General features: G+C 60.4%; 27 protein-coding genes. 12 read left to right on the top strand and 15 right to left on the bottom strand.

The window, feature by feature from the left end:
- Both Q7S58_RS12395 and Q7S58_RS12400 read left to right on the top strand, forming a co-directional pair.
- The coding region (locus Q7S58_RS12395; RefSeq protein ID WP_304825790.1) for an acyl-CoA dehydrogenase family protein at nucleotides 1-714 on the top strand (714 nt) is incomplete at its 5' end.
- Nucleotides 715-1025: 311 nt separating this feature from the next.
- Entirely contained in the window at nucleotides 1026-1394 is a 369-nt protein-coding gene (locus tag Q7S58_RS12400) for a hypothetical protein (protein WP_304825793.1), read from the top strand.
- A 413-nt stretch (nucleotides 1395-1807) separates the two neighbouring features.
- Here Q7S58_RS12400 and Q7S58_RS12405 read toward each other — a convergent pair whose 3' ends face one another.
- Nucleotides 1808-2293: a hypothetical protein gene (locus Q7S58_RS12405; protein WP_304825796.1), complete on the bottom strand. Its 486-nt coding sequence runs from the start codon at nucleotides 2291-2293 to the stop codon at nucleotides 1808-1810.
- Nucleotides 2294-2770: 477 nt separating this feature from the next.
- Nucleotides 2771-3370: a hypothetical protein gene (locus Q7S58_RS12410; protein ID WP_304825799.1), complete on the bottom strand. Its 600-nt coding sequence runs from the start codon at nucleotides 3368-3370 to the stop codon at nucleotides 2771-2773.
- A 930-nt stretch (nucleotides 3371-4300) separates the two neighbouring features.
- Here Q7S58_RS12410 and mnmG point away from each other — a divergent pair.
- The 5 genes from mnmG to Q7S58_RS12435 all read left to right on the top strand — a co-directional run bounded on the left by mnmG (nucleotide 4301) and on the right by Q7S58_RS12435 (nucleotide 11290).
- Nucleotides 4301-6178 carry a tRNA uridine-5-carboxymethylaminomethyl(34) synthesis enzyme MnmG gene (mnmG, locus tag Q7S58_RS12415; RefSeq protein ID WP_304825802.1) on the top strand — a complete coding sequence of 626 codons (1878 nt, stop codon included), beginning with the start codon at nucleotides 4301-4303 and terminating at the stop codon, nucleotides 6176-6178.
- 624 nt (nucleotides 6179-6802) lie between these two features.
- Nucleotides 6803-7525, top strand: a complete 723-nt coding sequence (locus Q7S58_RS12420; protein WP_304825804.1) for a 16S rRNA (guanine(527)-N(7))-methyltransferase RsmG — start codon at nucleotides 6803-6805, stop codon at nucleotides 7523-7525.
- A 562-nt stretch (nucleotides 7526-8087) separates the two neighbouring features.
- Nucleotides 8088-8969, top strand: coding sequence for a ParA family protein (locus Q7S58_RS12425; protein WP_370655512.1), 882 nt, complete (start codon nucleotides 8088-8090; stop codon nucleotides 8967-8969).
- A 129-nt stretch (nucleotides 8970-9098) separates the two neighbouring features.
- Entirely contained in the window at nucleotides 9099-10040 is a 942-nt protein-coding gene (locus tag Q7S58_RS12430; protein WP_304825805.1) for a ParB/RepB/Spo0J family partition protein, read from the top strand.
- A 323-nt stretch (nucleotides 10041-10363) separates the two neighbouring features.
- Nucleotides 10364-11290 carry an IS1595 family transposase gene (locus tag Q7S58_RS12435; protein WP_304825807.1) on the top strand — a complete coding sequence of 309 codons (927 nt, stop codon included), beginning with the start codon at nucleotides 10364-10366 and terminating at the stop codon, nucleotides 11288-11290.
- Nucleotides 11291-11506: 216 nt separating this feature from the next.
- Here the strand turns inward: Q7S58_RS12435 and Q7S58_RS12440 are convergent, their stop codons facing one another.
- The 3 genes from Q7S58_RS12440 to Q7S58_RS12450 form a co-directional block, all read right to left on the bottom strand.
- Nucleotides 11507-12202, bottom strand: a complete 696-nt coding sequence (locus Q7S58_RS12440; RefSeq protein WP_304825810.1) for a hypothetical protein — start codon at nucleotides 12200-12202, stop codon at nucleotides 11507-11509.
- 273 nt (nucleotides 12203-12475) lie between these two features.
- Nucleotides 12476-13489 carry an LLM class flavin-dependent oxidoreductase gene (locus Q7S58_RS12445; protein WP_304825813.1) on the bottom strand — a complete coding sequence of 338 codons (1014 nt, stop codon included), beginning with the start codon at nucleotides 13487-13489 and terminating at the stop codon, nucleotides 12476-12478.
- A 15-nt stretch (nucleotides 13490-13504) separates the two neighbouring features.
- Entirely contained in the window at nucleotides 13505-13975 is a 471-nt protein-coding gene (locus tag Q7S58_RS12450) for a nuclear transport factor 2 family protein (RefSeq protein ID WP_304825816.1), read from the bottom strand.
- Nucleotides 13976-14140: 165 nt separating this feature from the next.
- Between Q7S58_RS12450 and Q7S58_RS12455 the strand changes: the two genes are divergently transcribed.
- Nucleotides 14141-14992, top strand: coding sequence for an MBL fold metallo-hydrolase (locus Q7S58_RS12455; protein WP_304825819.1), 852 nt, complete (start codon nucleotides 14141-14143; stop codon nucleotides 14990-14992).
- A gap of 63 nt (nucleotides 14993-15055) precedes the next feature.
- Here the strand turns inward: Q7S58_RS12455 and Q7S58_RS12460 are convergent, their stop codons facing one another.
- Nucleotides 15056-15835, bottom strand: coding sequence for a glutathione S-transferase family protein (locus Q7S58_RS12460; RefSeq protein ID WP_304825822.1), 780 nt, complete (start codon nucleotides 15833-15835; stop codon nucleotides 15056-15058).
- 136 nt (nucleotides 15836-15971) lie between these two features.
- Here Q7S58_RS12460 and Q7S58_RS12465 point away from each other — a divergent pair, with 136 nt between their 5' ends.
- The 4 genes from Q7S58_RS12465 to Q7S58_RS12480 all read left to right on the top strand — a co-directional run bounded on the left by Q7S58_RS12465 (nucleotide 15972) and on the right by Q7S58_RS12480 (nucleotide 18938).
- The gene (locus Q7S58_RS12465; protein ID WP_304825826.1) at nucleotides 15972-17024 is read left to right on the top strand and encodes an LLM class flavin-dependent oxidoreductase; all 1053 of its coding nucleotides are present in this window, start codon (nucleotides 15972-15974) and stop codon (nucleotides 17022-17024) included.
- A gap of 104 nt (nucleotides 17025-17128) precedes the next feature.
- On the top strand, nucleotides 17129-17437 hold the full coding sequence (locus tag Q7S58_RS12470) for a hypothetical protein (protein WP_304825829.1): 309 nt from the start codon (nucleotides 17129-17131) through the stop codon (nucleotides 17435-17437).
- A complete protein-coding gene (locus tag Q7S58_RS12475; protein WP_304825832.1) occupies nucleotides 17438-17611 on the top strand; it encodes a hypothetical protein in 174 nt (57 codons plus the stop codon).
- 124 nt (nucleotides 17612-17735) lie between these two features.
- Nucleotides 17736-18938 (top strand): FIST N-terminal domain-containing protein, encoded by a 1203-nt coding sequence (locus tag Q7S58_RS12480; RefSeq protein WP_304825835.1) that lies wholly within the window; start codon nucleotides 17736-17738, stop codon nucleotides 18936-18938.
- A gap of 340 nt (nucleotides 18939-19278) precedes the next feature.
- On the opposite strand, the gene Q7S58_RS12485 is transcribed toward Q7S58_RS12480, so the two are convergent.
- The 9 genes from Q7S58_RS12485 to Q7S58_RS12525 form a co-directional block, all read right to left on the bottom strand.
- Entirely contained in the window at nucleotides 19279-19920 is a 642-nt protein-coding gene (locus Q7S58_RS12485) for a hypothetical protein (RefSeq protein ID WP_304825838.1), read from the bottom strand.
- 80 nt (nucleotides 19921-20000) lie between these two features.
- The gene (locus Q7S58_RS12490; RefSeq protein ID WP_304825841.1) at nucleotides 20001-20717 is read right to left on the bottom strand and encodes a GvpL/GvpF family gas vesicle protein; all 717 of its coding nucleotides are present in this window, start codon (nucleotides 20715-20717) and stop codon (nucleotides 20001-20003) included.
- Nucleotides 20714-21499: a GvpL/GvpF family gas vesicle protein gene (locus tag Q7S58_RS12495; protein WP_304825844.1), complete on the bottom strand. Its 786-nt coding sequence runs from the start codon at nucleotides 21497-21499 to the stop codon at nucleotides 20714-20716. The genes Q7S58_RS12490 and Q7S58_RS12495 overlap by 4 nt, the downstream gene beginning before the upstream one ends.
- A gap of 4 nt (nucleotides 21500-21503) precedes the next feature.
- A complete protein-coding gene (locus Q7S58_RS12500; RefSeq protein WP_304825847.1) occupies nucleotides 21504-23654 on the bottom strand; it encodes a CDC48 family AAA ATPase in 2151 nt (716 codons plus the stop codon).
- The gene (gene gvpH, locus Q7S58_RS12505; RefSeq protein ID WP_304825850.1) at nucleotides 23651-24163 is read right to left on the bottom strand and encodes a gas vesicle protein GvpH; all 513 of its coding nucleotides are present in this window, start codon (nucleotides 24161-24163) and stop codon (nucleotides 23651-23653) included. The genes Q7S58_RS12500 and gvpH overlap by 4 nt, the downstream gene beginning before the upstream one ends.
- On the bottom strand, nucleotides 24153-24491 hold the full coding sequence (locus Q7S58_RS12510; protein WP_304825853.1) for a gas vesicle protein: 339 nt from the start codon (nucleotides 24489-24491) through the stop codon (nucleotides 24153-24155). The genes gvpH and Q7S58_RS12510 overlap by 11 nt, the downstream gene beginning before the upstream one ends.
- 13 nt (nucleotides 24492-24504) lie before the next feature.
- Complete coding sequence (locus Q7S58_RS12515) at nucleotides 24505-24882, bottom strand: gas vesicle protein K (protein WP_304825856.1); 378 nt, start codon at nucleotides 24880-24882, stop codon at nucleotides 24505-24507.
- The gene (locus Q7S58_RS12520) at nucleotides 24875-25078 is read right to left on the bottom strand and encodes a gas vesicle protein (RefSeq protein ID WP_304825859.1); all 204 of its coding nucleotides are present in this window, start codon (nucleotides 25076-25078) and stop codon (nucleotides 24875-24877) included. Before Q7S58_RS12520 ends, Q7S58_RS12515 begins: the two co-directional genes overlap by 8 nt.
- Complete coding sequence (locus Q7S58_RS12525; RefSeq protein WP_304825862.1) at nucleotides 25068-25340, bottom strand: gas vesicle protein GvpG; 273 nt, start codon at nucleotides 25338-25340, stop codon at nucleotides 25068-25070. Before Q7S58_RS12525 ends, Q7S58_RS12520 begins: the two co-directional genes overlap by 11 nt.
- Between the last annotated feature and the right edge of the window lie 5 nt (nucleotides 25341-25345).

Below are 25345 nucleotides of genomic sequence, written 5' to 3' on the forward strand. Positions count from 1 at the left end.
TGGATCATGCTCGGATGCGCCGATCCCGAGACCCACGGCCCGCGCGTTCATGTCGTTATCCCGCGCGCCGAGATCGAGGTCGATGACACCTGGCACGTCCTCGGGCTGCAAGGAACCGGCAGCAAGGATCTCCTCGCGCACGACGTCTTCGTCCCAGCGCATCGCACTATCGACACCCGCCTGATGTTTCGTGGCGACAGTCCTCACGCCGCCAATCACGCCACCAATCTTTATCGTATGTCTGCCGAATCGATGCTCTCGACGTCGGTCGCCACCGCGGTCCTCGGTTCCGCAAAATTCGCCGTCGATAGTTTTGTTGAGCGCACCAAGGAACGCCGCGTGATTCAGACCGGAGCGCGCAAGGCCGAGCACGCGCCGACCCAGGTCCGCCTCGCCGAGGCCGCCGCCGAGGTCCGATGCGCCGACTTGTTGCTGCATGATAGCCTCGCGAATTTCGATCGCCTGATGACCACCGGCGAGAAGTTCACCACCCAGGATCGCGCGCGCGCCAAATGGTCGGCTGCCTACACCGCCGAGCTATGCCGCCGCGCCGTCGCGCGTCTCTTCTCCGGCTCGGGCGCGCACGCGGTGTATCAAGCTAGTCCGCTGCAAACAGCCTTTCGCAATGTGAATGTAGGCGCGCAGCACGCCAGCATCGATTTCGACAATTCCGCCGAGTTTTACGGCCGCACGCTATTGGGTTTGGGTATCTAGTCTTTCAGTCAACGCGACGATTCTCGCGTCATGTGTCTGCATAGGTGTTGCAGGTTGCGACACTCTGCCTTGCGCGACGCGTTTTTTGCCGAGCGCCGATAAAATGCCGCGCCGACATTTCTTTGCCGCTTGATCCTCGTCCGATCGCCGTTGCACCCACGATTACTCACTTCTTTTCCGGCACTGCCCTCGATCGCATTCCGGCACGGACTTTGCCCCTTGACCACTGCGCACCTCGGGTCCTCAATTTTGCGCTCGACAGCAGGCAGGCAACCGTGAGTCACAGCACGAAAATGTGGGCACTCGCAACTTTGACGCTGATCGCGATGTTGACCTTCGCAAGCACGGAATTTCCCGGACTCGCACATAGTACTGGCAGCATTGCCGCCACCGCTCCCCAGCAACCACTTATCCTCGAGCAAAATCTGCACATAAGTCCAACCGACCGCTTGGTACGATCGTTCGAGGCCTTTGCGCCCGTGCTCGCCCTCTTGTTCCTCACCCTGGTTGTGCTCGACACCATCTCGCACCGCGCAGGCGATCGCCGCCAACCCCGAGATCACCGCCGCCGCGATCATCTCGCCGTGGGCGGGTTCGGGGTGAATCGGCGCTCGATGGAGGCGATGGCCGCGGCGCCAAAGCGGCTCAGCGATCCGGCGGCATTAGCTAGTCGAACTTAGGGCGCCAACCAGCAAAATAGGTCAGCGCGGCTTGAAAGGTACTTATATCAGCGTCGAACCATTTCACCTGTTCCGCTATCTGGACGAACAGACGTTTCGATTCAATTAACGCAAAGCGAATGATGGCGGGCGATTTGTCAGTGCGATGCAGGGCATTACCGGAAAGCGCGTCACGTACGAAAAGCTGACTGGTAAGATGGAAGCAACTACGCCTGTCTGAAGGAAACGGCAAGAACGTGGAAAGCGCGGGCGAGTCAGCCAGCCGGGTTCTTCTTCAACCGTCGAGCTTCGCGCCAGCGTGCCTCTTCAATTGCCACTTCCTTTTTCGGTACGGTGATGATTCCACGAATAAGCTTCTGGACACGCTGGAAAAGAGTAGCGCTATTGGTTGGTTGGTTCGTTTTTCTTCGTTTTCATTGGTCCCAATCGTAACGGCGCCGCCTTAAAATACGAACGACTTGCCCGTATGTTCCGGTTCGTTCTAGGGTTTCAAGCGTCGCGTGTTCTATGTCAGAAAGATTGCCCAACTTACTAGACCATTTTCCATCTGGAAGTTGTCGCGCAACGTGCGAAGCTCCTTCGTCGTCTGCGTAAATCGCGACTTTTTCAAATCCCGGTTCATGGTTGCGATTATTCGCTAGTTCGTAGCCATGTAAAACAAAGATCTCCGCCCATTGGTCTGCCGTGTCGTCGTCGCCAACACCGGGAGGCCAATAGTAACCTTTAACTACGGCTCCAGAAACCCATTTCGTCCCTATGTCACCAACCGCCCAAGAGACACAATTGTACTTCGGGGTAGCGCAACTGGTAATCGCGCAGTCGGACCAGTTTAGGCCGGGAAATTCCTCGCCAATGTCGTCATGCGCCTTCAAGAGACGAGCTGTCTTTTCTTTCCCCAACTAAGCCAAGCATCAACTGCTTCGTCGAAACTAGCCTTCTCGGGTGCGGGGTCTTCGTGGGTAATTGAGTTAAGCGCCCACATCCAATCGTCTGGTCGCTCTGATAGTTCATTGAGGATTAACGGTACAACACCTGGGCCCATGCCAATTATTTGCTGGTACGCCGGATGAAGTATCTTTCGTTTTAGTGCAGATATAGCACGCGTTTCTCTTCGCCAAATACCAGCAAGCGTCCTAAATCTTTGCGGGAAATCGCTTTCTGTAGACTGCGGCTCATTTTCGGGATTTGTCTCGCGAATGTAGTGTATCGCGATCGCGAAACGATCGACAGAACGTCTAAAATCTACGGAAGGTTTAGTCCGAAGCCATGGTCGTATCTTTTGACTAGGCTTCAATTCAAAAATTTGATGGCTTTTAGTTGCGCGGGATTGGCGCGTTGGAGCCTCCATACACAATGCTAAAGATGCACGCATTGGCTTATGACTCCACGACCGGGATGTTCACCATTTCGAAAGTCTTTTTAAGACTTTCTTCCTTTTGTTGGGCCCGATCGAGTACGTCTTTTAGGTATTCAACATCGTCTTTATCCAAGGCGATAAAAAACTCCCCGAAGCCATCGTCTTTTGAAAAGTTAAGTTTAAGAGTATGCGAAATTACGAAAGCTGAAGGAGTGCTACTTGGGTCAGCACCGTATACAGGCCGAGCATCAGTCAGGACGCGTGCGTAGTAAAACACTCTCTCGTGATCAGTTCGCAAATGCATCGCCTTAGATGCAGTCCTAAGCGAATCGAAGCTGAGTAGCCGGGTTAGGCGGTCTCTGACTTCTTTTTCCTTGTCTGCCGAAACAACAAGCTCCTTGCGCCCACTCTGCGCCATCGCGTCCAGAACGTCATCGACGAATTCAGGCACCGGAGCATCGAAATGTCCGCGCGTTGCGTTCAACGTGAGCAAGACATGAATTAGTTTATCTAGTTCCTCTGAAGTCGCTGACGTTACTTTTGACGAGATAACCTTGCGAATGGTCTCTCTATTCAGAGAAACCGGAACCTCCTCTGCCGCTGACAACAATTCAGACATCACTTCGTCCGATACTCGGACTAGTGTGCCTAACGCTTCTAGTGATGACTCGGGAATAGTAATGCCAGCCAAATCGTTCACCTTCAGGCGGCGGGCGAATCGATGGCTTTGATGACCTTTATTTCTAGAACCAACCGCTACTCGATTGTCAAGCCTCCTAACCCGTCCGCCTCAGAGGACTTTAGGCGAAGCATACCGGGCGTGCAAGCATGCGAGCGCTGGCATGCTGCGTCGGGGCGCGGCGGATCGTAGCGGGCAGGACTACGCCCCTGCCCGCATTTGCTTCAGTCCGTTTAGCGCCGACTGCTTGGATCGCGCGGATTGGTGTCGATTATCTCAACCCATTTTCCGCCTCGATGCTGCGTCGGAGGTGCAGTTTTGCCTCGAACAAGCGTCGAACGCTCGCCCGAAGACGTGTCGCGGTAAATGCCCGAATCGGTCACTTTCCCGGAGGAACAATCTTCTTGCTCACTTTGCGCAAGACTCCATTGTGCGGCTTCAAGGTGAAGCCGGTTATGGACTTGCCAAGCTGTCGGGAAATCGCTAGTGTCGCGCTTGCGTAAAGCACAACAAAACGGTTTCTGACTAGCTCGTCAAGTCAGTATGAGAAGGCCCTTTCGACTCCAATCGATTGGGCCTTCGCCTTCAGATTAATAGCATGATCTGGTGGGTCTGAAACAATAGGTAGTGCCATATATGGCGCGCGAGGCGCTATATATAGTGTTTCGAGTTTTGATCGCCCACCTTCTAGCCTATCGCGTCATACGCACTCTAGCAGGTCGGGTGAACTGCGCGCAGTTCACCGATCGCGCAGCTCTAGCGCAAACTTGTTTGAATGCCTCTTCTACTGTAGTTAAGCACGATCGGGACGATCTCGCCGCTGCACGGCTTTGCGCGCGAGTGCAGCACAGGACATAATCGCCCATCGCCATGAACTATGACGTTATCGTAGTCGGCGCCGGCCACGCCGGTATCGAAGCCTCGCTCGCCACAGCGCGGATGGGCGCGAGCACCCTGATGCTCACGCTCAACCTCGACCATATCGGCCAGATGTCGTGCAACCCCGCGATCGGCGGGATCGGCAAGGGCCACCTGGTGCGCGAGATCGACGCGCTCGGCGGCGAGATGGGACTCGCGATCGACGAGACCGGAATCCAGTTCCGCTTCCTCAATACGCGCAAGGGCCCCGCGGTCCGCGCGCGCCGCGCCCAAGCCGACAAGGCGGCCTATCGAACGCGCAGCAAGCGCGTCCTCGAGCAACAGCCGAACCTGCAGATTCGGCAAGCCAGCGTCGAGCGATTGATCGTCGAGGACGGCGCGGTGCGAGGCGTCGAATCGCAGATCGGCGAGGTGTTCGAAGCGCCGACCGTCGTCCTGACGACCGGCACGTTCCTGAAGGGGCTGGTGCATATCGGGCTCAAGAATTTCTCGGCCGGTCGCGCGGGTGATTTCGCTGCGATGGGCCTGAGTTCTCATCTCGCCGAGTTGGGATTTCGAATCGGGCGGCTCAAGACCGGCACCTGTCCGCGGCTCGACGCGCGCTCGATCGATTACTCGGCGCTCGAGATTCAGCCGGGCGACGAACCGCCCCCGCCGTTCTCGTTCCGCACCCGCCGGATCGAGCAGCCGCAAATCCCCTGTCATCTGACTTACACCAACGCGCGCACCCACGAGATTATCCGCGCCGGAATCGACCGCTCGCCGATGTACTCGGGCGTGATTCAGAGCAAGGGGCCGCGCTACTGCCCGTCGGTCGAGGACAAGGTGATGCGCTTCGCCGACAAGACGCGGCATCAGATTTTCCTCGAGCCCGAGGGGCGCGACACGGTCGAGGTTTATCCAAACGGACTCTCGACCAGCCTGCCGCTCGACGTACAGCTCGAGATGGTGCGATCGATAGCTGGCCTCGAGCACGCCGAGATCATGCGGCCGGGCTACGCGATCGAGTATGACTTCTCGGATCCGACGCAGCTCGAGGCGTCGCTCGAGACCCGGCTCGTTGGCGGGCTCTTTTTCGCCGGACAAATCAACGGGACGACCGGCTATGAAGAAGCAGGCGCGCAGGGGCTGATTGCGGGAATTAACGCGGCGCTCAAATGCCGCCGCGAGCCGCCGCTGCTCCTGCGCCGCGACGAAGCCTATATCGGCGTGATGATCGACGACCTGGTCACGCGCGGAATCGGCGGCGAGCCATACCGGATGTTCACCTCGCGCGCCGAGTACCGGCTGCTGCTCCGCGAAGACAACGCCGACCGGCGGCTCTCGCCAATCGGCGCGCGGCTCGGCCTGCTCGACGCGTCGGCAATCGCGCGGGTGAGCGCCAAGACCGAGGCGGTGCGCAGTGAGATCGCGCGGCTCAGTGCGGCGGTGGTGTATCCGTCGGAGTCGGTCAACGCGATCATGGCGGAGCATGGCGCAACTCCGATCGGGCAGGCGGTGAAGGCGATCGAGCTGCTGAGGCGTCCCGAACTTGCCTTTCGTGCCGTTGTCGAGATGATCGGCGGTGTGGCGAGCGCGCTCAACCTCGACGAGGCGGCCGAACTCGAAACCGAGGTCAAATACGACGGCTATATCCGGCGGCAGGCCGAGACGGTCGAGCGGGCGAGGCGGCTCGAGGACACTGCGATTCCCGATTGGATGGATTTCAGCGGGATCAGCGGACTCTCGGCCGAGGTATCGGAGCGGCTCACGCGGATTCGGCCGCGCTCGCTCGGGCAGGCGGCGCGCATGCCTGGAATCACGCCGGCGGCGATCTCGCTGCTCGCGGTGCATCTCAAGGCCCGCCGCGCCGGCTCAGCATCAGGCTAGGCGATCGGTCGGCGCAGCACCTGCGATTTTCTGGATGATCGTTCGGGTTAGAGCTTGAGGCCCGACTCCTCGCGGAGTCAGGTTTGCTCCGCTTCGGACGAGATGGCTGAAAAAACGTTTCACGTGAAACATTCCGGAGTGCGAAACCCCTCACGGGTGGAGTTTACCCTGAGCCTCGAAGGGCGCTTCCTGGGGTGACGCGAAGCCGACTTCGGGCCGCAGGGCCGAATCGCGATAAGTGAAGATGCGCGCTTCGCGCTGTTCGTAAAGGACAACACCGGTGACGTTTCACGTGAGACGTCAGCGCTCTGGTCGTCCGAGCGATGCGCGCTGCGCGCTGTTAGTAGAGGATGCGGAAGGGAGGATGCTGAAGAGATGTTTCTCGTCCGATGCCTCGCCCGCTTTGTTGCGAGAGGCAGACCGAGGCGCGCAGCGACGAGGGCGGTGAGGGTGCAGTCGGAGCGGCGCGCCATCCATGGGACGTTTCACGTGAAACGTGCTATCTCAACGTCTTCTGCTACTAAACAGTGCGTAGCGCGCATCTTCGTTGCAACGGGAAGCCCGAAACTTGCGGGAGGTTTCGGCCTCCTGAATGTTTCACGTGAAACATGATAGGGCGATGCGATGAAGAAGGCGGTCAAGGAGAAAATGGTCGATCCGGCGAAAATCGGTGCGGAGGTCCGCGCCCGGATCGCGCCGGCGCTGCCCGGAATCGGAATAATCGCTAAAAATCAGCAGTTTCTCGACCGAATCGAGCATCTGGCGACGACGTTGGCGCTCTGGGGCCCTAAAATCAATCTCACCGCGAATCCCACCGACCCCGACGAGATCGTCTTTCATATCTTCGATAGCCTGATTCCGATTTCGCTGGCGGTGGCCGGCAAGGTACTCAAGCTGCGGGCGCCGTCGGAGCCGGAACGGCGGATTGCCGACATCGGCAGCGGCGCCGGCTTTCCGGGGCTGGTGATCGCGGCGGCGCTGAATGCGCACGTCACGCTGATCGAGTCGAGGCGGAAGCGGGCGACGTTTCTCGAGGCGGCCGCGATGGAGATGGAGCTGCGTGATGTGACGGTCGAGGGGCGGCGGGCCGAGGAGGTCGGATCGGCGCCCGGCGGCTTTGACCTGGTGACGGCGCGCGCGGTCGGAAGGCCGGGGGAGCTGTTCGCGGTCGCGGCGCGGCTGCTTCATCCGGGGGGCCTGCTGATGCTGTACGCGGGCGGCTCGACTCGATTTGACCGGGCCGAGGCGGTTGCGGCGGGATTGGTCGAGAATACGGTGCTCGATTACGACCTGCGGCACGGGAAGTCGGAATCGCGGCGGGTCGCAGTGGTGTGGACCCGTCACTGACGTTTCACGTGAAACATTTCAGCAGAGTGCGAAACCCCTCACGGGTGTAGTTTACCCTGAGCCTCGAAGGGCGTTTCCTGGGGTGACGCGCAGCGACTTCGGGCCGCAGGGCCGAATCGCGATAAGTGAAGATGCGCGCTACGCGCTGCTAGTAGTGGGAAAGACCAGAGGTTTCACGTGAAACATTGCAAGAGTTGGGTGCGGATGACTCTCCGAGTCAGAGCAGAATGCGCGACTTGCCCGCAGAGCCGGTTCGGGCAATAGTCCGGACGAGACGGCTGAAAAAATGTTTCACGTGAAACATTATCGCCCATTATCCTCGTTTTACCTAGGGTTTTTTCAGGATGATCGGTGCTCATGCGAGATCGGACGTTATCGGATTGATTTTGTTGGAGTGGGTCGGTTTAATGGAGAGGGATGTTTCACGTGAAACGTCGCGCGGTTCGGAATCTTGTTATGAACAGCGCGTAGCGCGCATCTTATCAGCCACGGGAAGCCCGAAACCTGCGTGAGGTTTCGGATTCTTCCGAGTCCGCATTGACTGCGCGCAGTGGGGTGGGTTGTGGGGCGGATAATCTCTATAGCCAATCAGAAAGGCGGAGTCGGCAAGACTACGACTGCGATTAACCTCGCGGTCGCGCTGGCCGAACTAGGTCGGCGAGTGCTGCTGCTCGACCTGGACCCCCAAGGCAACGCCACTTCGGGCGTGAGCCAACGCGAAGTGGCGACGGTGGCGCGGGAATCGGGCCGGACGATCTACCAGGTGCTGATCGGCGAGACGCCGCTGGCGCAGGTAACTATCCCGGTGCGGGCGACGCTCGATCTGGCGCCGGCGGGGGCGGATCTGGTCGGGGCGGAGATCGAGTTGGTGGCGGCGGAAGGGCGCGAACGTCGTTTGAAAATGGTACTAGGGCCGCTCGTGACAGATTATAACTATGTTCTAATCGATACGCCACCGTCGCTCGGAATCCTCACCCTGAATGCCCTCGTCGCGGCCGACTCGGTGCTGGTCCCGATGCAGTGCGAGTACTACGCACTGGAAGGTCTAAGCGCGCTGCTCGGCACGATCAAGAAGGTCAAGGCGGCGTTTCGGCCCGGGCTCGAAATCGAGGGGCTGCTGCTCACGATGTTCGACGCGCGAAATCGCCTGAGCCATGAGATCGCCGGCGAGATCCGGAGCCACTTTCCCGCGGAGACATTTAAAAGCGTGATTCCGCGCAGTGTGCGCCTGTCGGAAAGCCCGAGTCATGGGCTGTCGGTGCTCGAGTACGAATCGAAGTCGTCGGGGGCGGCTGCCTATCGGGCGCTCGCGGCCGAAATTATCCGCAAGCGCGAGGCGGGCGCCGAAGTCGCGGAGCAGAGTGCGGCGCCGGCGGATAAAAACGACGAGACGGATGCGGCGGCCGGCAAATCGCGCCTGGCGCGGCTGTTTGGACGGCGCTGAATTTTGATTTCACCGAATGCTGAAACGCCCGCGACCCGATCGAGTCGAAAAATCGGAAAATCTGAGAATCAGAAAAATTGAAAATCTGAAAATCAGAAAAACGAAATCGATCGGAAAGGATGATGAAGGATGATGCGGAAACCGTTGGGACGCGGACTCGATGCGTTGATTGGAAATTTCAGCGGGGCGTTGGCCGACAGCGCGCCATCAAACCCGACGGAGAATTTTCCCGGTAACGGAGGCCTGATGATGATGATCCCGGTCGGGCAAATCGTGCCCGGCAAATATCAGCCGCGGCTGAATTTCACGAAAGAACGGATGGAGGAGTTGAAGCGCGCGATCCAGTCGCAAGGGATTATCGAGCCGCTGATCGCGCGGCGAATCGAGCCGGGCGAGGACACTACACCGCGCTACGAGCTAGTCGCGGGCGAGCGGCGTCTGCGCGCGGCGCGCGAAGTGGGATTCGAGGCGGTGCCGGTGGTGGTGCGCGAGCTCGACGATCGGGCGGCGCTCGAGATGGCGCTGGTCGAGAATCTGGCGCGCGAGGAGCTGAGCGCGATCGAGGAAGGAATCGCGTTCAAGCGGCTGCATAAGCATTTCGAGCAGAGCCACGACGAAATCGCGGAGCGAGTCGGCAAGAGCCGGCCCTACGTGAGCAATACGATTCGGCTGCTCGAGCTGCCGCAGGAAGTGATCGAGCTGATCGCGGGCGGGCAGTTGAGCGCGGGGCAGGCGCGTCCGCTGCTGTCGATCGGCACGTCGGAAGGGCAGATTGCGGCGGCGCGAGGGATCGTCGCGGGGCGAATCTCGGCGCGCGGCGCGGAGCAGATCGGCGCGGCAGTGCGCGCGGGGCGGGCGCCGTCGTCGCGGGAGCGAGAAAATCTCGAAGGCGATCCGAATGAGAATGCGCTGGCGGAGAGCATGCAGCGGGCGCTGAAAAGAAAGGTCAGGATTGTGCGGGCGCGCGGGAACAGCGCCGGGCGAATCGAGATCGAGTACTACGACGATAACGATCTGACGGCGCTGGCGGAGACGATCGCGGGGCGCGGCCGCGATGGCGTGCACGCGTAGGAGGTAAAGAGGATCCGGACTCTGAAACCCCTCACGGGTTTCAGGCTTCCTGGGGCGACGCGAAGCCGACTTCGGGCCGCAGGGCCGAATCGCGATAAGTGAAGATGCGCGCTACGCGCTGTTAGTAATAGGAGGGATGACGGCAAGCGTGGGGATCATGAGGTCGATGCGGCACCCTCACCGCCTCTTTATCCTGGAGCGATTCGGCCCTGCGGCCCGACGTCGGCTTCGCGTGCGTTCCGCCACTGCGGCCGCCTCGCCCGTAACTTAAGGGGACTATGCCGTACTTGACGACGCACCATAGAATTGCTATATTTATTTTCATGAACGCAAAAGTTGAAGCTGGCGAACCGAAAATCACCCGTCAAATGACCATGCCGCAATTCGACCGGCTGTTTCCCAATGAGGAAGCTTGCCGCGCCTATCTGCGGGATCGCCGCTGGCCCAACGGCGTGCACTGCCCGCGTTGCGGGAACGAAAAGGTTTACGCGGGAAAAGCGCGTCCGTGGACTTGGGAATGCAAGAAGTGCGGAGCCGGTAAGAGCGCCTACCGCTTCTCCGTTATCGCGGGAACGATTTTCGAGAATACCAACTACCCGCTTCTGGTCTGGTTCAAAGTTCTGTACTTGATGCTGACCAGCAAGAAGGGGATCAGCGCGCTTCAAATCCATCGCATGATCGGCTCTGGCTCCTATCGTACCGCATGGTTCATGTGCCATCGGCTCCGCGCTGGCATGGCCGATCCTGACTTCCGGCAACTGATGGGCATCGTCGAAATCGACGAAACCTATTTTGGCGGCAAAGACTCTAATCGCCATTGGGATAAGAAGCGCCACATTCGCGGGACTGGCGACAAAACTCCGGTCATTGGCGCGATTTCCCGCAAGGGCAACGTGGTCTGCCAGATGATTGAGCACGCCGACATGCCGACGATGCACAGCTTTGTTGCAAAGATGGTCAGCCCGAAAGTCGAACTGGTCGCGACGGACGAGCACAGCGGCTATCAGTACCTTGATCGCTGGGCCAAACTGCCGCATCAGACCGTGAATCATCGTCAAGGCGAGTACGCGCGTGGCGTCATCCACACTAACAGCATGGAAAGCCTCTGGTCGCTATTAAAACGCGGAGTCGCCGGCACGTACCACAACGTGAGCAAAAAGTATCTGCCACTCTACCTGAACGAATTTCAATTCAGGTTCAACAATCGGAACGAGCGAGACATTTTCGGGAAGGCCGTTGCAGGATGCTGAAGCGTCCGAACTGGCGGATGCTTCTGCATCATTCCAGCAAGCCAACTCAACTGGAGCTTTTCCCGAGGGCACGGCGCTATACCTGACTGGCTGACCCTTTCGCCTTTCGCCGCTTCGCTGCTCTGCGTTTCTGCGCGCGATAGTGCGGGTGAGTTTTGAGGTGGTATTCCCCGCATGGTCGGCAGAAAAAATGGAGAATCTTTTGTTTGTACATTTTTACGCTACTAATTCGCAGGCATGAAGTTCCAATCCGTGCGAACTTACTTTATTAATCCGGCGTTGCACGGTGATGTTAGTGTCACGCGTGATCAATGATAGACGCTCGGTCCATGTATCGGAGAAGTACAGCGCAATCTGAATGTCAGGATATCTTTTATCCTCGTTCTTGACGAAGACGAACACTTGCCACAACTTCAACATGTCTGCGTGGTGTGACGCGTTGGAAACCTGGCCAGATATCTTCAGCCATTTGCCGATGTATGGTTGGATAAGCTTTTCGGCTTGTACGTCGATTAAATCTTTAAAAAATCCCGTTAGCTCTTGCGGCGATTTGGCGACAAACAATCGCTCACTGAGAGGCTGGTGCACCATCATAGGATAATACAACGCTATCCAATCAATTTCCTTCTGCGCGACGGGCGCTTGAACCCCTTTGGGCTCAGTCGGCGGGTGACTGCGTATCGCTATCGGATAACCTTCGCGATCATTGAGCAGACGACCTAGGCTCGCATGCGCGATGGCGTTGGCGACGAGTGCCATAATCGCCAAGCCAACCCCTACACTTAAGGATACAGAACCCGCCCACGCAGGCATCTGAGCATGGAAAGTCGGAAAGTGGTCAAGATACCAAGAGATCAAAGGTGGAACGCTCAATATGGACGCCCAGATGGATATTTTTGCAGTTATCTTCAAGGACGCACCCCCCGCATCGGGAAATTCATTCCCGAATTGCGAAGGTAGCACCGGCGAACTCTAGTCGTCAAGTCCGGCATAATCCCGTAACTTAAGGGGAGAGGTATTAAGGACAAAGATCCGAGATTCTTCGGCTGCGCAGCGTTCGGCTCAGAATGACAGCGGTGGCGCGAACGATCACCCGACCAAACATTCACAAACTCTGAGCGAAGTCGAAAGGAGGCCCGCCGCGCCGAGGCGGGTAGGTACCGATGCCGGATCGCCTGCCCACGCTCAACTGAAGTGCGGCATCAGATGCGTATACACATCGTCGAAGGTCTTCTGGGGCGGCACGCCCGGCGCCTCGAAGAACACCGGCGCGTTCATGCCGGCTTCGACAAGCCGCGCCAGGTTCTCGCGGCATCGCGCGGGACTGCCGGCGATCGCGAACGTATCGACCATCGCATCGGTTACCATGTCCTTCGGTACGACGCCGCGCGAAAAGCTCTCGCCAAAGGACTTGATCGTGTCAGGCGCGAGCCCTGCGGTCGCGAAGATCGGATTTTCGGGTTGCGGCGCCATGATTGATATCAGCATCGCGAGAAAAGGCCGCAGCGCATCGCGCGCCGCGCGTTCGTTCTCTGATATCGACGACAGGATGTATGCGCTAACCGGAAAATCGGTCGCATCGCGGTTCGATTTTTGGAGCCCGACGCGCAAATGTTCGGTGGCGAACTTGACGTACGCCGGTGACGACATCACGCTGAGCAACAATCCGTCGGCGATCTCGCCGGTCATTTCCATGTTCTTCGGACCGAGCACGCCGAGGTAAATCGGAATCCCGGCGCGAGCCGGTTTGAAGTTCAACTTCATCCGATCGCTCTGAAACACCCGGCCCGCGTAGGAGACGACTTCGCCGCGGAAGAGCGCGCGCGTAATCTCGACCATCTCGCGCATCGCGGACGCGGGCCGCGTGTACGGAATCTTGAGCCGTCCTTCGATCCAATCCTTGATGCCGGTGCCGATTCCCATGATCGCGCGCCCGCCCGATAGTTCGTCGAGCGCCGCGAACTCCATCGCGGTGAGCGAGGGATGGCGCGTGTAGGGATTGACGATGCCGAGTCCGACTTTCATTTTGCTGGTCGAGCACGCGACCGCCGCCGCGAGCGTGAATGCGCCGCGCATGAACGGATCTTCTGGCACCCAGAAAGTGCCGAAGCCCATTTCCTCCGCGCGCTTGGCATGCGATGCGAACTCGCGCGCGCTGAGGCTTTCGAAACCGACGCCGAACTCCCGAACTTTGGGCATCTCGATAGTCTCCGGTTATTTGTCGATGCCCATGCGCGGCTGGTCTTTGGGCGCGGCCCACGAAAAATGGCTATGCCACATTTTCCAGTTGGGATTGCCGTGTTCGTCTTCGCGCACGTAGATCTCGGTGCTGCGGAACCGGCCGCTGCCGGGGATCGCGGTGCCGTCTTCCATCGAGATCACGAAGTCGGCCGCGCAGGTGAGCCACGCGGTGTCGCCGCGGATCTGGATTTTCACATCTTCGTCGTCGCCGAGTTTGACGCGTGCTTTGGAGCCGATCAGAAATTTCCACAGCGTCGCCCATTCCTCGATTCCGCTGTATGCCCAGCCATTGAGGTTGTAGCCGAAGAATTTGTCGCCGCCGACGAACGCCTCGCGCATCATCGCGATGCTGCCCTTGCGATTCGCCGTGGTCCAGACATTGTGCAGCCGCGTGATTGTTTGAACGTCCTGCTGGTGGCTGTCATTCTTATGGCCGTCCTGCATCGCTGATTCCTCCGATCGCGCACGATGTACCTATAGCTGACTTCCGCGAAATTGCACCACCGCCGGCACGGTCCGGCGCGTTTGTCGCGCGCGCGACGATCGGGATAAGTTTGGGCGGGTTAAGTTTGCCGGGAATCGCGGCGACACGACGATCAGGAGGATCGCATGAACCAGTTCAAAATCGGCGACGTGAAAATCACCCGCATCATCGAAAGCGAGGCGCCGTGGCCGGGCACCTGGCTGATTCCCAACGCCACGCTCGACAACGTGAAGAAGGAAGCGGACTGGCTCTACCCGACGTTCTCGGACGAGAAGGGCAAACTCAGGATGAGCATCCACGCGCTGGTGATCGAATCGCAGGGCAAACGCATCATCGTCGATACCTGCATCGGCAACGAAAAGGTGCGCAGCAACGCCGCGTGGAACAATCTGCAGACGCCGTTTCTGAGCGACCTCGAGAAGGCGGGCTTCACCCGCGACAAGATCGATCACGTAATCTGCACGCATCTGCACGTCGATCACGTGGGCTGGAACACGATGCTGAAGAACGGCAAGTGGGTGCCGACTTTCACCAACGCGCAGTACCTGATCGGCGGCACCGAGTGGGATTACTGGTCGAAGTCCGACGTTAAGGACATGCGCGATCCGGTCGAGGATTCAGTGCGGCCGGTGATCGAAGATGGAATGGCGAAGCTGGTCGAATCGAATCATCGCGTCACCGGCGAGGTGTGGCTGGAGCCGACGCCGGGGCATACGCCGGGGCATCATAGCGTGCGGATTTCGTCGAATGGCGTCGAGGCGGTGATCACCGGCGATTTGATGCATCATCCGATTCAATGCCGCTATCCGGAGTGGGACGACACGTTCGATTCCGATGGCGCGCAGGCGAAGAAGACGCGGCGCGCGTTCTGCGAGAAGTACGCGGACTCGGGCGTGCTGGTGTTCGGGACGCATTTCGCGACGCCGTCGGCGGGCAAGATCGTCAAGAAGGACGATTCGTTCCGCTTCGTCGCCTAGCGAGGAATGTTTCGCGGCGCCAATCGCGATCCTAATTAGACGCGGCTGGCGCCATTTTTTTCCCTACGATACTTCGCTCGAAAATCGAATCGTCTTGTTCTTCATTCCTGCGAGCACCACCTCGACGCCGCCGCTGCGGATGATCCATTCGAGCCGATGATCGCGATACTGGCGCGCGAACGCGCCCGATTCGAGCATCTGCGGCAACACGTCGAGCGAGCCGGCGAATTGCGCGGCCGCATCGATCGTATTGCGCACGCTCGCCCGCTCCTCGACCCGGCTGAGCCATCGTGCCAGCGGCGTGTTTGCTTTCGGGCCGACGCCCCAGACCACCGAGCCGTGCACGTGCGGATAGACGCTCAAATCGCCGTAGCCGAACGATGCGCCGTTGAAATAATCGGACGATCCAAGCTCGCGTTCGAGCCATTTGAACACGCCGGCGGTCTGCAATGTCGCGCGCGATTCGAGTTGCCGCGCAGCGTCGCCGGTGACGCGCTTCCACGCGCGAACTTCCATCAGTCCCCAGTTGATCGCTTCGTAATAAGTGTCGCAGACGTCCTCGATCATGCGGACGCGGGCGCGCTCGCGCGGCGATGGCGGCAGCATCGCGGGCGCCGGCCATTTCTCCTCGATGTAATCGAGGATGATCGTCGAATCGAAAATCGCGAAGCCGTCGTCGATCAGCGCGGGCACTTCGAGGCGCGGATTCAGCTTGCCGAATTCGGTCGGCGCGCCGCTGAACGCGTCGGGCACTTCGGCTTCGAACGCGAGGTTCTTCTCGTAGAGCGCGATTTTGACCTTCTGCACGTAGGGCGAAAACGGATGCTCGAACAGTTTCAACATGATTGGTCCTTTTCGACGCAAGAGGATTGGAGGCCTCAAAACGATACGCGGATTTTCGCCGCGCGAAATGGTGATATTGAAGTGCAAGCCGGGCGACTCGCGTGCACCGCGATCGCGCCGCAAAAGGAGCATCGCGATGGATTTTGGAGTTGCACTCGCCTCGAACCTGGATGCGTGGAAAACGGTCAAGCGCGCCGAGGAGCTCGGTTTTTCGCACGCGTGGTTCTACGACTCGCAAATGCTGGCGCCCGACATCTTCGTCGCGATGGCGCTGGCGGCCGATCGGACATCAACCATCAAACTCGCGATGGGCGTGCTGGTACCGACGAATCGGATCGCGCCGGCCGCCGCCAACGGTCTCGCGTCGCTCAACAAGCTCGCGCCGGGGCGAATCGTCTTCGGCGTCGGCACCGGATTCACCGCGCGCAACACGATGGGATTGCCGCCGATGCGGCTCAGCGATCTGCGCGAGTATCTGCGTGTCGTGAAGGGGTTGCTCGGCGGCGAAACGGTGGAATGGGAATGCGAAGGCGCGCGCCACAAAATTCGCTTCCTCAATCCCGAGGCCGGCCTGATCAACATCAAGGATAAGATCCCGCTGCATCTGTCGGCGTTCGCTCCGAAGGCGCGCAAGATGACCGCCGAAATCGCGGACGGATGGATCACGTTTACGCCCACGGTGCCGCGCGCGATTAGCGAAGCCGGCGAACTCGCGAAAGCGTGCAAAGAAGTTGGTCGCGCGCCGGAGACGCTCTATCGCACGGCATTCGCGCTCGGATGCGTGCTCGGCCAAGGCGAATCGGCGGGTAGTGCGCGCGCCAAAGCGCAGGCCGGTCCGATGTCGGTGGTCTATCTGCACGGACTGGTGGAGGCGACGCTCGGTTTCGGCGTACCGCCGGAAGTTGCGACGATAATCGAGGCGTATCGCAAGCAGCACGCGACTTATCAGCCGTCCGACGCGAAGTATCTCCAGATGCACAAAATGCATTTGATCGGCGTGCGTCCCGAAGAGGAAAAATTTCTCTCGCCCGAGTTGATCAAGGCCACGACTTTCACCGCGACAAGCCTCGAGTTGCGCGATCGCATCCGGGCGCTGCGCGACGGCGGCTACAATCAATTCGTGGTTCAACTCGTGCCGGGCCACGAAGCGGCGCTCGAGGACTGGGCCGCGGTGTTCGACAGCGTGTGATCGATCTTTTCGGTGCCGCGACGCTCTGGTAACCTCGACTTATGCGTGTCTTGAAGGGTGTGCCTGATTACCAGCGATTCAGTCGCCGAATTTTGTGCGTGGCGATGCTCGCAGTTACGTTGCTTACGACCGCGGCATCCTGCTTCGCTTTCGATCTCGGCAAGTTCATCACCAACGACCCGGCGCCGCCCGATAAATTCAAAGTCATTCATATCGCCGATCTTCAAGGGATGCTTGCCAACCTGAATTCCCACGTCGAAATCTACGACGCCAACGGATGGGGGCTGCGCTCGCGGGTCGGAATCATCCCGGGCGCGCATCTGCTGAGCAGCGACGACAGATACGACGTCGCCGGTACGCTGCCGCCAAACAGAAACGCGAACCTGGTATTCTACTGCGCCGACACGCTTTGAATGGCCTCACATGAAGCCGCCCGTCGGGCGACTGATGCGGGATACATGAATGTGAGCGTGATGGCCGACGGTATTTTCGGCTGGAAGAACGCGGGGCAGCCGCTCGAGGTCGCGAGCACTTTGACTCCGATCGACAAGAATTCCGCGCCACCGTCCACCGACAAGGACCAGTAGCTCCACCTCGTTCGACACTTCTCGCGGCGCGGAAGACTTTCATCGCGCTGGACGGATAGCCTCGCGATTAGTCAGAATCAATCGCAAGCTTTGTAAATTGCCATTCGCGAGGCGAGACAGGTTCATGATTCGAGCCGGCGTTGGTTTTTCCAATTCGCACAATCCGCGGGTCGCGGCGGCCGAAGCGACCGCCTCTGCGCTCGCACAGGCGGGCCTGAATCGCGCGTTAGGTGCGCTCTGCTTCGCGACGCCCGCGTACGCTGCCGCATATCCGATGATTCTGCGGGTGGTGGGGAGCGACGCCCACACGCGCGAAGTCGCGGGATGCTCGAGCATGGGCGTGATCGCCGGTGAACACGAAGTAGAATCGGGTCACGCTCTCTGCGTGATGGTGATCGGCGCGGACGAGCATCGCGACGAACTTCGCGCGGCGCGATTTTTCGTGCCCTCGCTGCGCGGCCGCGCACAAGGCGTCGCTGCCGAGGTCGCCACCGCCGTCAGGCCCGCGCTCGGCAAAACGAATTTGCTCATCCTGCTCGCCGATACGTACAACTTCGAAGCCGAAGCGACTCTCGCGGCGCTTACCAGCGAACTGCCGAAGGTCGCAATCACCGGCGGCGGCGCCAGCGAGGACGGCTCGATCGGCGAGACGTTTGTTTTCTGCGGCGACGTGGTTAGTTCGAATGCCGTCTCCGGGATGCTGCTGTCCGGCGATTTCGATCTCACGATGATGAGTTCGCTCGCCTGTTCTCCTATCGGTCCCGCGCATCGCGTGACCGCCGCACGTGACAATATCCTGCTCGAACTCGACGGCCGCGGCGCCTTCGACGTTTTCGCCGAAGCCGCCGGTCCGCTGGCGACTGATCTGCGCCGCGCGCTCAGGTATGTCTTCGCGGCCATCCCGCTCGACCCGCGCGCGACGACTATCGAGCGCGGACGTTTCGTCGTACGTAACATAGTCGGCGCCAGCGAAGAGCATGGCGTCGTGGCCGTGTCGTTCGTGCCCAGGGTCGGCGACACGATCGGATTCGTCCTGCGCGACGCGGAACGATCGCGCCGCGACCTGAAGGCTTCGCTCGAGGAGGTCAGCGGAAAACTTATTTCGCCGCCAGCGTTTGGATTATATTTCGATTGTATCTCGCGCGGCGCGGGACTCTATGGTATCCCGGGCCACGACTCGGCCTATCTCCGCCAGTCGCTCGGCCAAGTGCCTATCGGCGGCTTCTTCACGGGCTTTGAAATCGGCCCGTTAGGCGACCAAACCGCGCTGCTGCAGTATTCCGGTGTCCTCGCGCTGATTTCCAACAAGCCGGTAGCGCCCTCCTGATTCGATAGATGGCAAGGCTCGATGTGAATAGCGAGCGAATGTCGCTACTATTCATCAACTAGAGATGGGAGTAGGGCGGTGCAGAGCGCCAGCTGTCCTCTCAACGATCCGGCTCGTGGATGGCCGCGTGCTTAGTCGTTGGCGGCGACTCCCAAGGACAGGGCTCAAGACTCGCGAGTGCGGGGCTGTACGATCCGGCGACACGCTAAGCCAGCTTAACGTGCCATCTCATACGCGCCCGGGATGCGATCGAAAACGCTTGCGGTAGCCGGAACCCGCCACGGAATCCGGCAGAGAGATCGGATCGGGAACACGCGCCCGGTGGGTCAACCGCGTCGCATCAGGCGGAGCCGCGCGTCGCTTCGCGGAGCTTTCTTCCCAATCCGGCCGCCTCGCCCGACAACGGACGCGTCGCGATGACGGTGATGTCGCTTGCGAGGTAGCGCTGCACCGAATGCAGCATCCCGACGAACAGAATCCCAATCTCGCCGGGCTGCAGCGTGCGATCGATTCGCTCCGCCATGAATCGATCGCGCTTCTGAATCAGCGCCGGGCCCGCGTCGATCGTCCGGCCAGCTTTCGCCGTCGCGCCCGATTGGGCGAGGATCTGCTTCACGCGCCGGTACTCCTCGATCAGAAGCTCCCCGGATTCGGTGCCCATTATCGTCGCGCCCTTTTTGGCAAGCTCCGCGATTAGGCGATGATTGCGGCTCCCCGCTTTAGCCAGTTCATTGACGATATCCATCTCGCGTCCGCAGACCGGAAGACCGTCCTGGTAAATCCGCACCTTGCCGTACGGCAGGTCGATTTCGGCGAGCATCGTTTCGATTCTGTCCCACAGGCTATCGACGGCGGTTTCGTTTTTTTGCTGCCATCGCGGACCAAGTTCTTTGGCGAGCCGGCTCCCGATTTCCTTCGCCAGCGTACCCATCTCGGCCTGGGTGTGAATTATCGGGATATGAATGAGAACCCTGTCCGCCACTGGCTACCTTATATACCCCGCGTCGGGCAGGGTAAACGCGAGGTCGCGGCGCCGACACGCGAGGAGGTCGCGCGCAAATGTCAGATAGTTAGCGCGCGGGTTTTCGTCGAGACGAAGTTATAGGGCGGCCATGGTCCGCTGACTTCGATCGATCGACGACGATCTGCCAGCAACGCACGGGAGAATTCCGCGACGCCCGCGCGCGGGACTAGGAAGTGGATCGTCAGCATCGATTTCCGGTCGTGACTCGAGTGCTCGGCGATGGCGCGCATGAACTTCCCCTCGGCCATCGCGCAGAGTGATTTGCGAACTTCCTCGCGCCGCGCGCCGGACTGATCGACAAGCGAGTAATGCCGCGCCCGCCCAGCGAGATAGCCCATGCCGGTTGGCATCGCGGACGATAACAATCGCGAAGGAGGCGTCGCGCGATCATCGCGAGGGTCGTCGAAGGCCACACTGGCCGACATTTCCACGCGCCCATCGAGTTCGTCGAGCAATGCGCCGAAGGGTCCCTGCTCTCTCTTAAGAAACTCGGCGATGTCGCCGATGGTTTTGAAGCGGCAGCCGTATCGCATCGGGATAACGGCGCGCTCATGGTTGAACGACTCGATTATTTTCGAATAGATCAGCAGGCGCGCCACGTCGGGGTCCGCATCCGCCGGCGACAGCTTGGATACGATCGCACCCAGCCGAGTGGTCCGCGCCATGATCGAAGCGCGCGGATAGCCCAGGAACCTGAGCTTTTCACGCGGCTCGATTCGGTCGCCGTGAACGATGCCGTAAAGCAGGAAGCTCACGGCGGTGACTCGAGGGCCGGACAGAAGCTGTACGGCGGCCACGGCCCGCTGACGGCGAAGCTCAATCCATCCTCGGCGCGCTCGCGGTTGATAGCCTCGATGCGCCGGCGAAATTCGGCCACTCGGTCACGCGCCAGCAGCGCCGCCAGGTTGAAAACCTCTTCGCGCCCATCGGGCTGCTTTGAATCGTCGATAATTCGCCGCTCACACGAACGCGCCGCACATTGGTCGAGCGCGTCGGCAACTACTCCAAGATTCTGCTCGAGCCACGCACTCGACTGTTGATCCGCCATCTGCTCGGCGCGGCGCTCGCGCAGATAGCGAAGGCCGGGAGAGGCGGCGGCGGATTCCGTTTGCGTGATCGATTCGACCAGCGATCGCTTGAGCCGCTCGCGATCAAGCAATGCCTTGATGCCCCATTCCTCGCAGTCCGCCGCATACTCGAAGAATCCCTTGATCAGATCGGCGTTCCGCTCGAGAAAATCGCCTAAAACCGCGGGCGACGAGAACAGCGTGCCGAACGGTACCGGCAACACCGGGCTGCCACGAAAGACCTCCGCGATGACCCGTCCATGGTCGATCGCGCGGGGCGTCACCCACTCCGGATCCGCGAGCCGCCGGTCAGCATCGGGTCCGCAGAATTCCTCGAGCGAAACCCGTTTGGCGATTGCGCAGAGGTTGCCGTGCCGATGCAGAAATAAGCGGTCGAGCTCCGAGGACGACTCGGGGAGGTCCGGGCACTGCAGGTTGCTGAGGCAGAAGATATATAGTCCAGCGTCCATTTACCTAGGCCGGGTTTCTGTCGGTCAGATGAGCTGCGAGATCTTCCGGCTCGACGCGCACTTTCACGCTCGAGTCGGGTTTTTCAGCGAGTCGCCCCACCGCGCGGCGAACCGCGCTCAAGCCGGCCTTCCTGCATAGCCACGCCAGATCGGCGCCGCTGTAGCCCTCGGTATCCCGGGCCAGGCGCTCGACGCTGACCTCCGGCGCCACCAATTTGCCGCGCAAATGAACCTCGAGGATGGCTTTGCGATCTGCTTCGCCCGGCGGCGGAATCTCGATGATCTCGTCGAAACGTCCGGGGCGGAGCACTGCGGGATCGAGCCGGTCGAGCCGATTGGTCGCCCCGAGCACCAGCACGCCTTTGAGTTCCTCGATTCCGTCGAACTCGCTTAGAAACTGGCTGAGTACGCGGTCGGCCACCGGGTCGCTCGAGAGGCCGCCGCCGCGAGTCGGCACCAGCGCATCGATCTCGTCGAAAAAAATGATCGCCGGAGCGGCCTGGCGCGCCTTGCGGAAGATGTCGCGCAATCCACGCTCCGACTCGCCCACCCATTTCGATAGCAGCTCGGGACCTTTCACCGACAAGAAATTGACGCCGCTCTCAGTTGCCAAGGCTTTCGCGAGCATGGTCTTGCCGCATCCCGGCGTACCCGACAGCAAGATCCCTTTGGGTGGCTTAAGATGGGCCTGCGCGAACAGTTCGCCATACTTAAGCGGCCATTCGACGCTCTCGCGCAACCGCTGCTTGGTCTCCAGCAGCCCGCCGATGTCGCTCCAGGCGACGTTCGGCACCTCGACGAACACCTCGCGAATCGCGGACGGCTCGACTTCCCGCAGTGCGTTGCGGAAGTCATCCATCCGCACTTCGATTTTCGAAAGCCGTTCATAAAAGACTTGCTCGGTGGCGGAATCGATGTCGGGCAGAATACCGCGGATGGTCAGCATCGCGGCCTCCCGGCACAGCGCCGCCAGATCGGCACCGACGAAGCCGTGGGTAATCGAAGCAAGATGCGGCAGATCGACGTCGGCCGCGAGCGGCATCCCGCGGCTGTGTATTTCCAGCATCTCGAGCCGCGCCGATCGATCGGGGATCGGGATTGCCAGTTCGCGATCGAAGCGGCCCGGACGGCGCAGCGCGGGATCGAGCGCATTGGGCAGGTTGGTGGCCCCAATCACAATCACGTTCTGGCGCTGATTCAGCCCGTCCATCAGCGCCAGCAACTGCGCGACGATCCGCTTCTCGACCTCGCCGGTTACGCGTTCGCGTGGCGGCGCGATCGCATCGATCTCGTCGATAAAAATGATGCTCGGTCCCTGGCGAGCCGCATCTTCGAAGATCTTGCGCAGGCGCGCTTCGCTTTCGCCGTAAAATTTGTGGACGATCTCGGGGCCGCTGACCGAGAAGAAGTTCGCCTCGGTTTCGTGCGCAATCGCGCGCGCGATCAGCGTCTTGCCGCATCCTGGCGGACCGTGGAGCAAGACCCCCTTGGGCGCGTCGATTCCCAGCCGATCGAAAATTTCGGGATGCCGCAGCGGCAATTCGATCATCTCGCGGATGCGCTGAAGTTGCGGCTTGAGTCCGCCGATATCCTCATAAGAGATCGAACGCGCCGTCGGTCCGGCGGTCGGCTCCCCGATGATCAGCCGGGTGGTCGGCGCGATCAGGACCGGACCCCTGGGCACCGTGGCTTCGACTTTGAAATCCGCCCAGCGGCTGCCGAACAGCGTCGCGCGGATGCGATTCCCCTCCAGCACCGGCAGCCCGTCGAGCAGGCTTCCGATATAATCGAGGTCGCGCTCCGACGGACGCACGTTGGTCGGCGCGAGCGTTACCTGGTCTGCGATCCGGCACGCGACCTTGCGGATAGTCACGAATTCGCCCAAGCCCGCTCCCGCGCTCTCGCGGCTCACGCCGTCCATCTGCACCGAAGATTTGCCGCGCGACTCGGCATACGCCGGCATCAGCTTGCACACGGTCTTGCGCTTGCCGGAGATCTCGACGGTGTCGCCGATAGCGGCGTTCATCCGGACAATGTCCTCGGGACTTATCCGCGCATACGCGTGGCCAGTATCCCTGGTCATCGCCTCCGCGACCTTCAGCTTGATACCGGCGGCGGCGGACTTTTCCGGCTCGATGGGCGCGGCGCTGTTCATTTCAGCGGACAGCTGATTTCGACGATTCCGTTGTTGCAGGCAACTTTGATCCGGCTGCGCAGCACCGGCTTGGGGAGCAGAATCTCCTTGCTATACTTGCGGTCGCGGCGCGAGGCCTCGACGTTCATCACGTCCCCGTCGACCGAGACCGAAATGTCATCGGTGGTGATCCCCGGCATCTCGGCGATCACCAGGATTCGATCCTTCTCTTCGATCACGTCGAAGAGCGGTTCGCGGACTTCATGGACCACCGCCTGGCGCGACTTCTTGTCTAACTTGACGTTGCCAAATGGCTCGATATCGACGGCGTCACCGCCGTGCCCGACTTTCATGCGGAAGCCGTAAACGCCCTTGAGCTGGTCGCCCTCGCCGAGCACGCCCTCGCGGCGCATTTCGCGGCCGGTCTCGGCCAGGTCGCCCAGTTTTTCGATCAAGTCGGACAGCCCCTTGACGAATCCTGAGCCGGCTTCGCCGGCGCCGTCGCGCGCTACTCTTCGTTTAACGCTCATCGTGAGCCTCCTTGGGAACCATCGAACGATTGGCTGCGAGTTCGGCTTCGAGTTTTGCGATCCGGGCTTCGAAGCCCTGCTCTGGCGCGGGCAGGAGTTGCCCCTCGGCGAGCGCCTCGACCCGCTTGGGATTCCACCAATCGAGGCCGAGCTCCTTGGCCTTTTCGACCGAGCACACCACCAGCCGGATTTGGATCGTAAGCAGTTCCACCTCGACCAGTTTGATCTTGATGTCGCCGGCGATGACGATTCCCTTGTCGAGCACCCGCTCGAGCAGGTCGGCGAGGGTCGACGACTGGACCGAATGCTGCATGGATTGCGACGCCATGAATCGAGTTACCTCAAACCAGTTTGCCCAACGGCCCGAGATCGATATTCAGGTCCTCGCGTGAGAGCCCGAACCCTTCCCGAAGGGCGTCTATTTGTTCACTTTGCCGCATCAAGGTCAGTCCCAAGCGCTCGCAATCCCCCTCGCTCAGGCGGCCGGATTCAATCCGGGCGAGGGCCTGGCGTTCGAGCAATTCGTGCAGCAGGTTCACCAGCGCCAGCACCAGTTGCGCGAGCCCATTCTTGAGATCGTCGGGTTTCAGATTGATCCGGCGCTCGCCGCCGGTCTGCGGCGGATCGCCGAGCAGCGTCTCGCCGAAGCCGCTGTCGCGCGGCCGCGAAAACGGCTCGCGAACCGGTTTGCCGGCCGGGCGCCGGGATGCGTTAATCATCGCGCGCCGCCTCGACCGAGCTGATCATGACCTGGAGCCCGAGGTAGATGAGGTCGATATCGGCGACCGAGATAGTGACCTCGCCCGCGACTACCGCGCCCTTGTTCAGCACCCGATCGAGGGTTTCGCAGAGCGAGACTCGCTCGCTCGGACGCATCGAGAGTCTTTCCATGGGACGCACGCGCTCAGTCTTCATCGTCGTGATTTGCTGCGGCGCTCTCGAGGTCTTCGGTTTCGCCGCGGATCCGGTCGAGATGATCGAGCATTTCCTTCTCGCGCGCATCGAATTGCGCTTCGGAGATCGCGCCGCTTTCGAGCTTTCGATGCAGCTCGCTCAATTCCGCCGTGATGCGCACGGCGTCGTTCTCGAGTTCTTCGGCGGCGGCCTCATGGACCTTGCGCATCACCCAGATGAGAAAACTGCCCGGAGCCAGGATCAGATCGTCGATTAAAAACATGGCGG

It is taken from the genome of Candidatus Binatus sp., assembly GCF_030646925.1.
In the GTDB taxonomy this organism is placed as follows: Bacteria; Desulfobacterota; Binatia; order Binatales; family Binataceae; genus Binatus.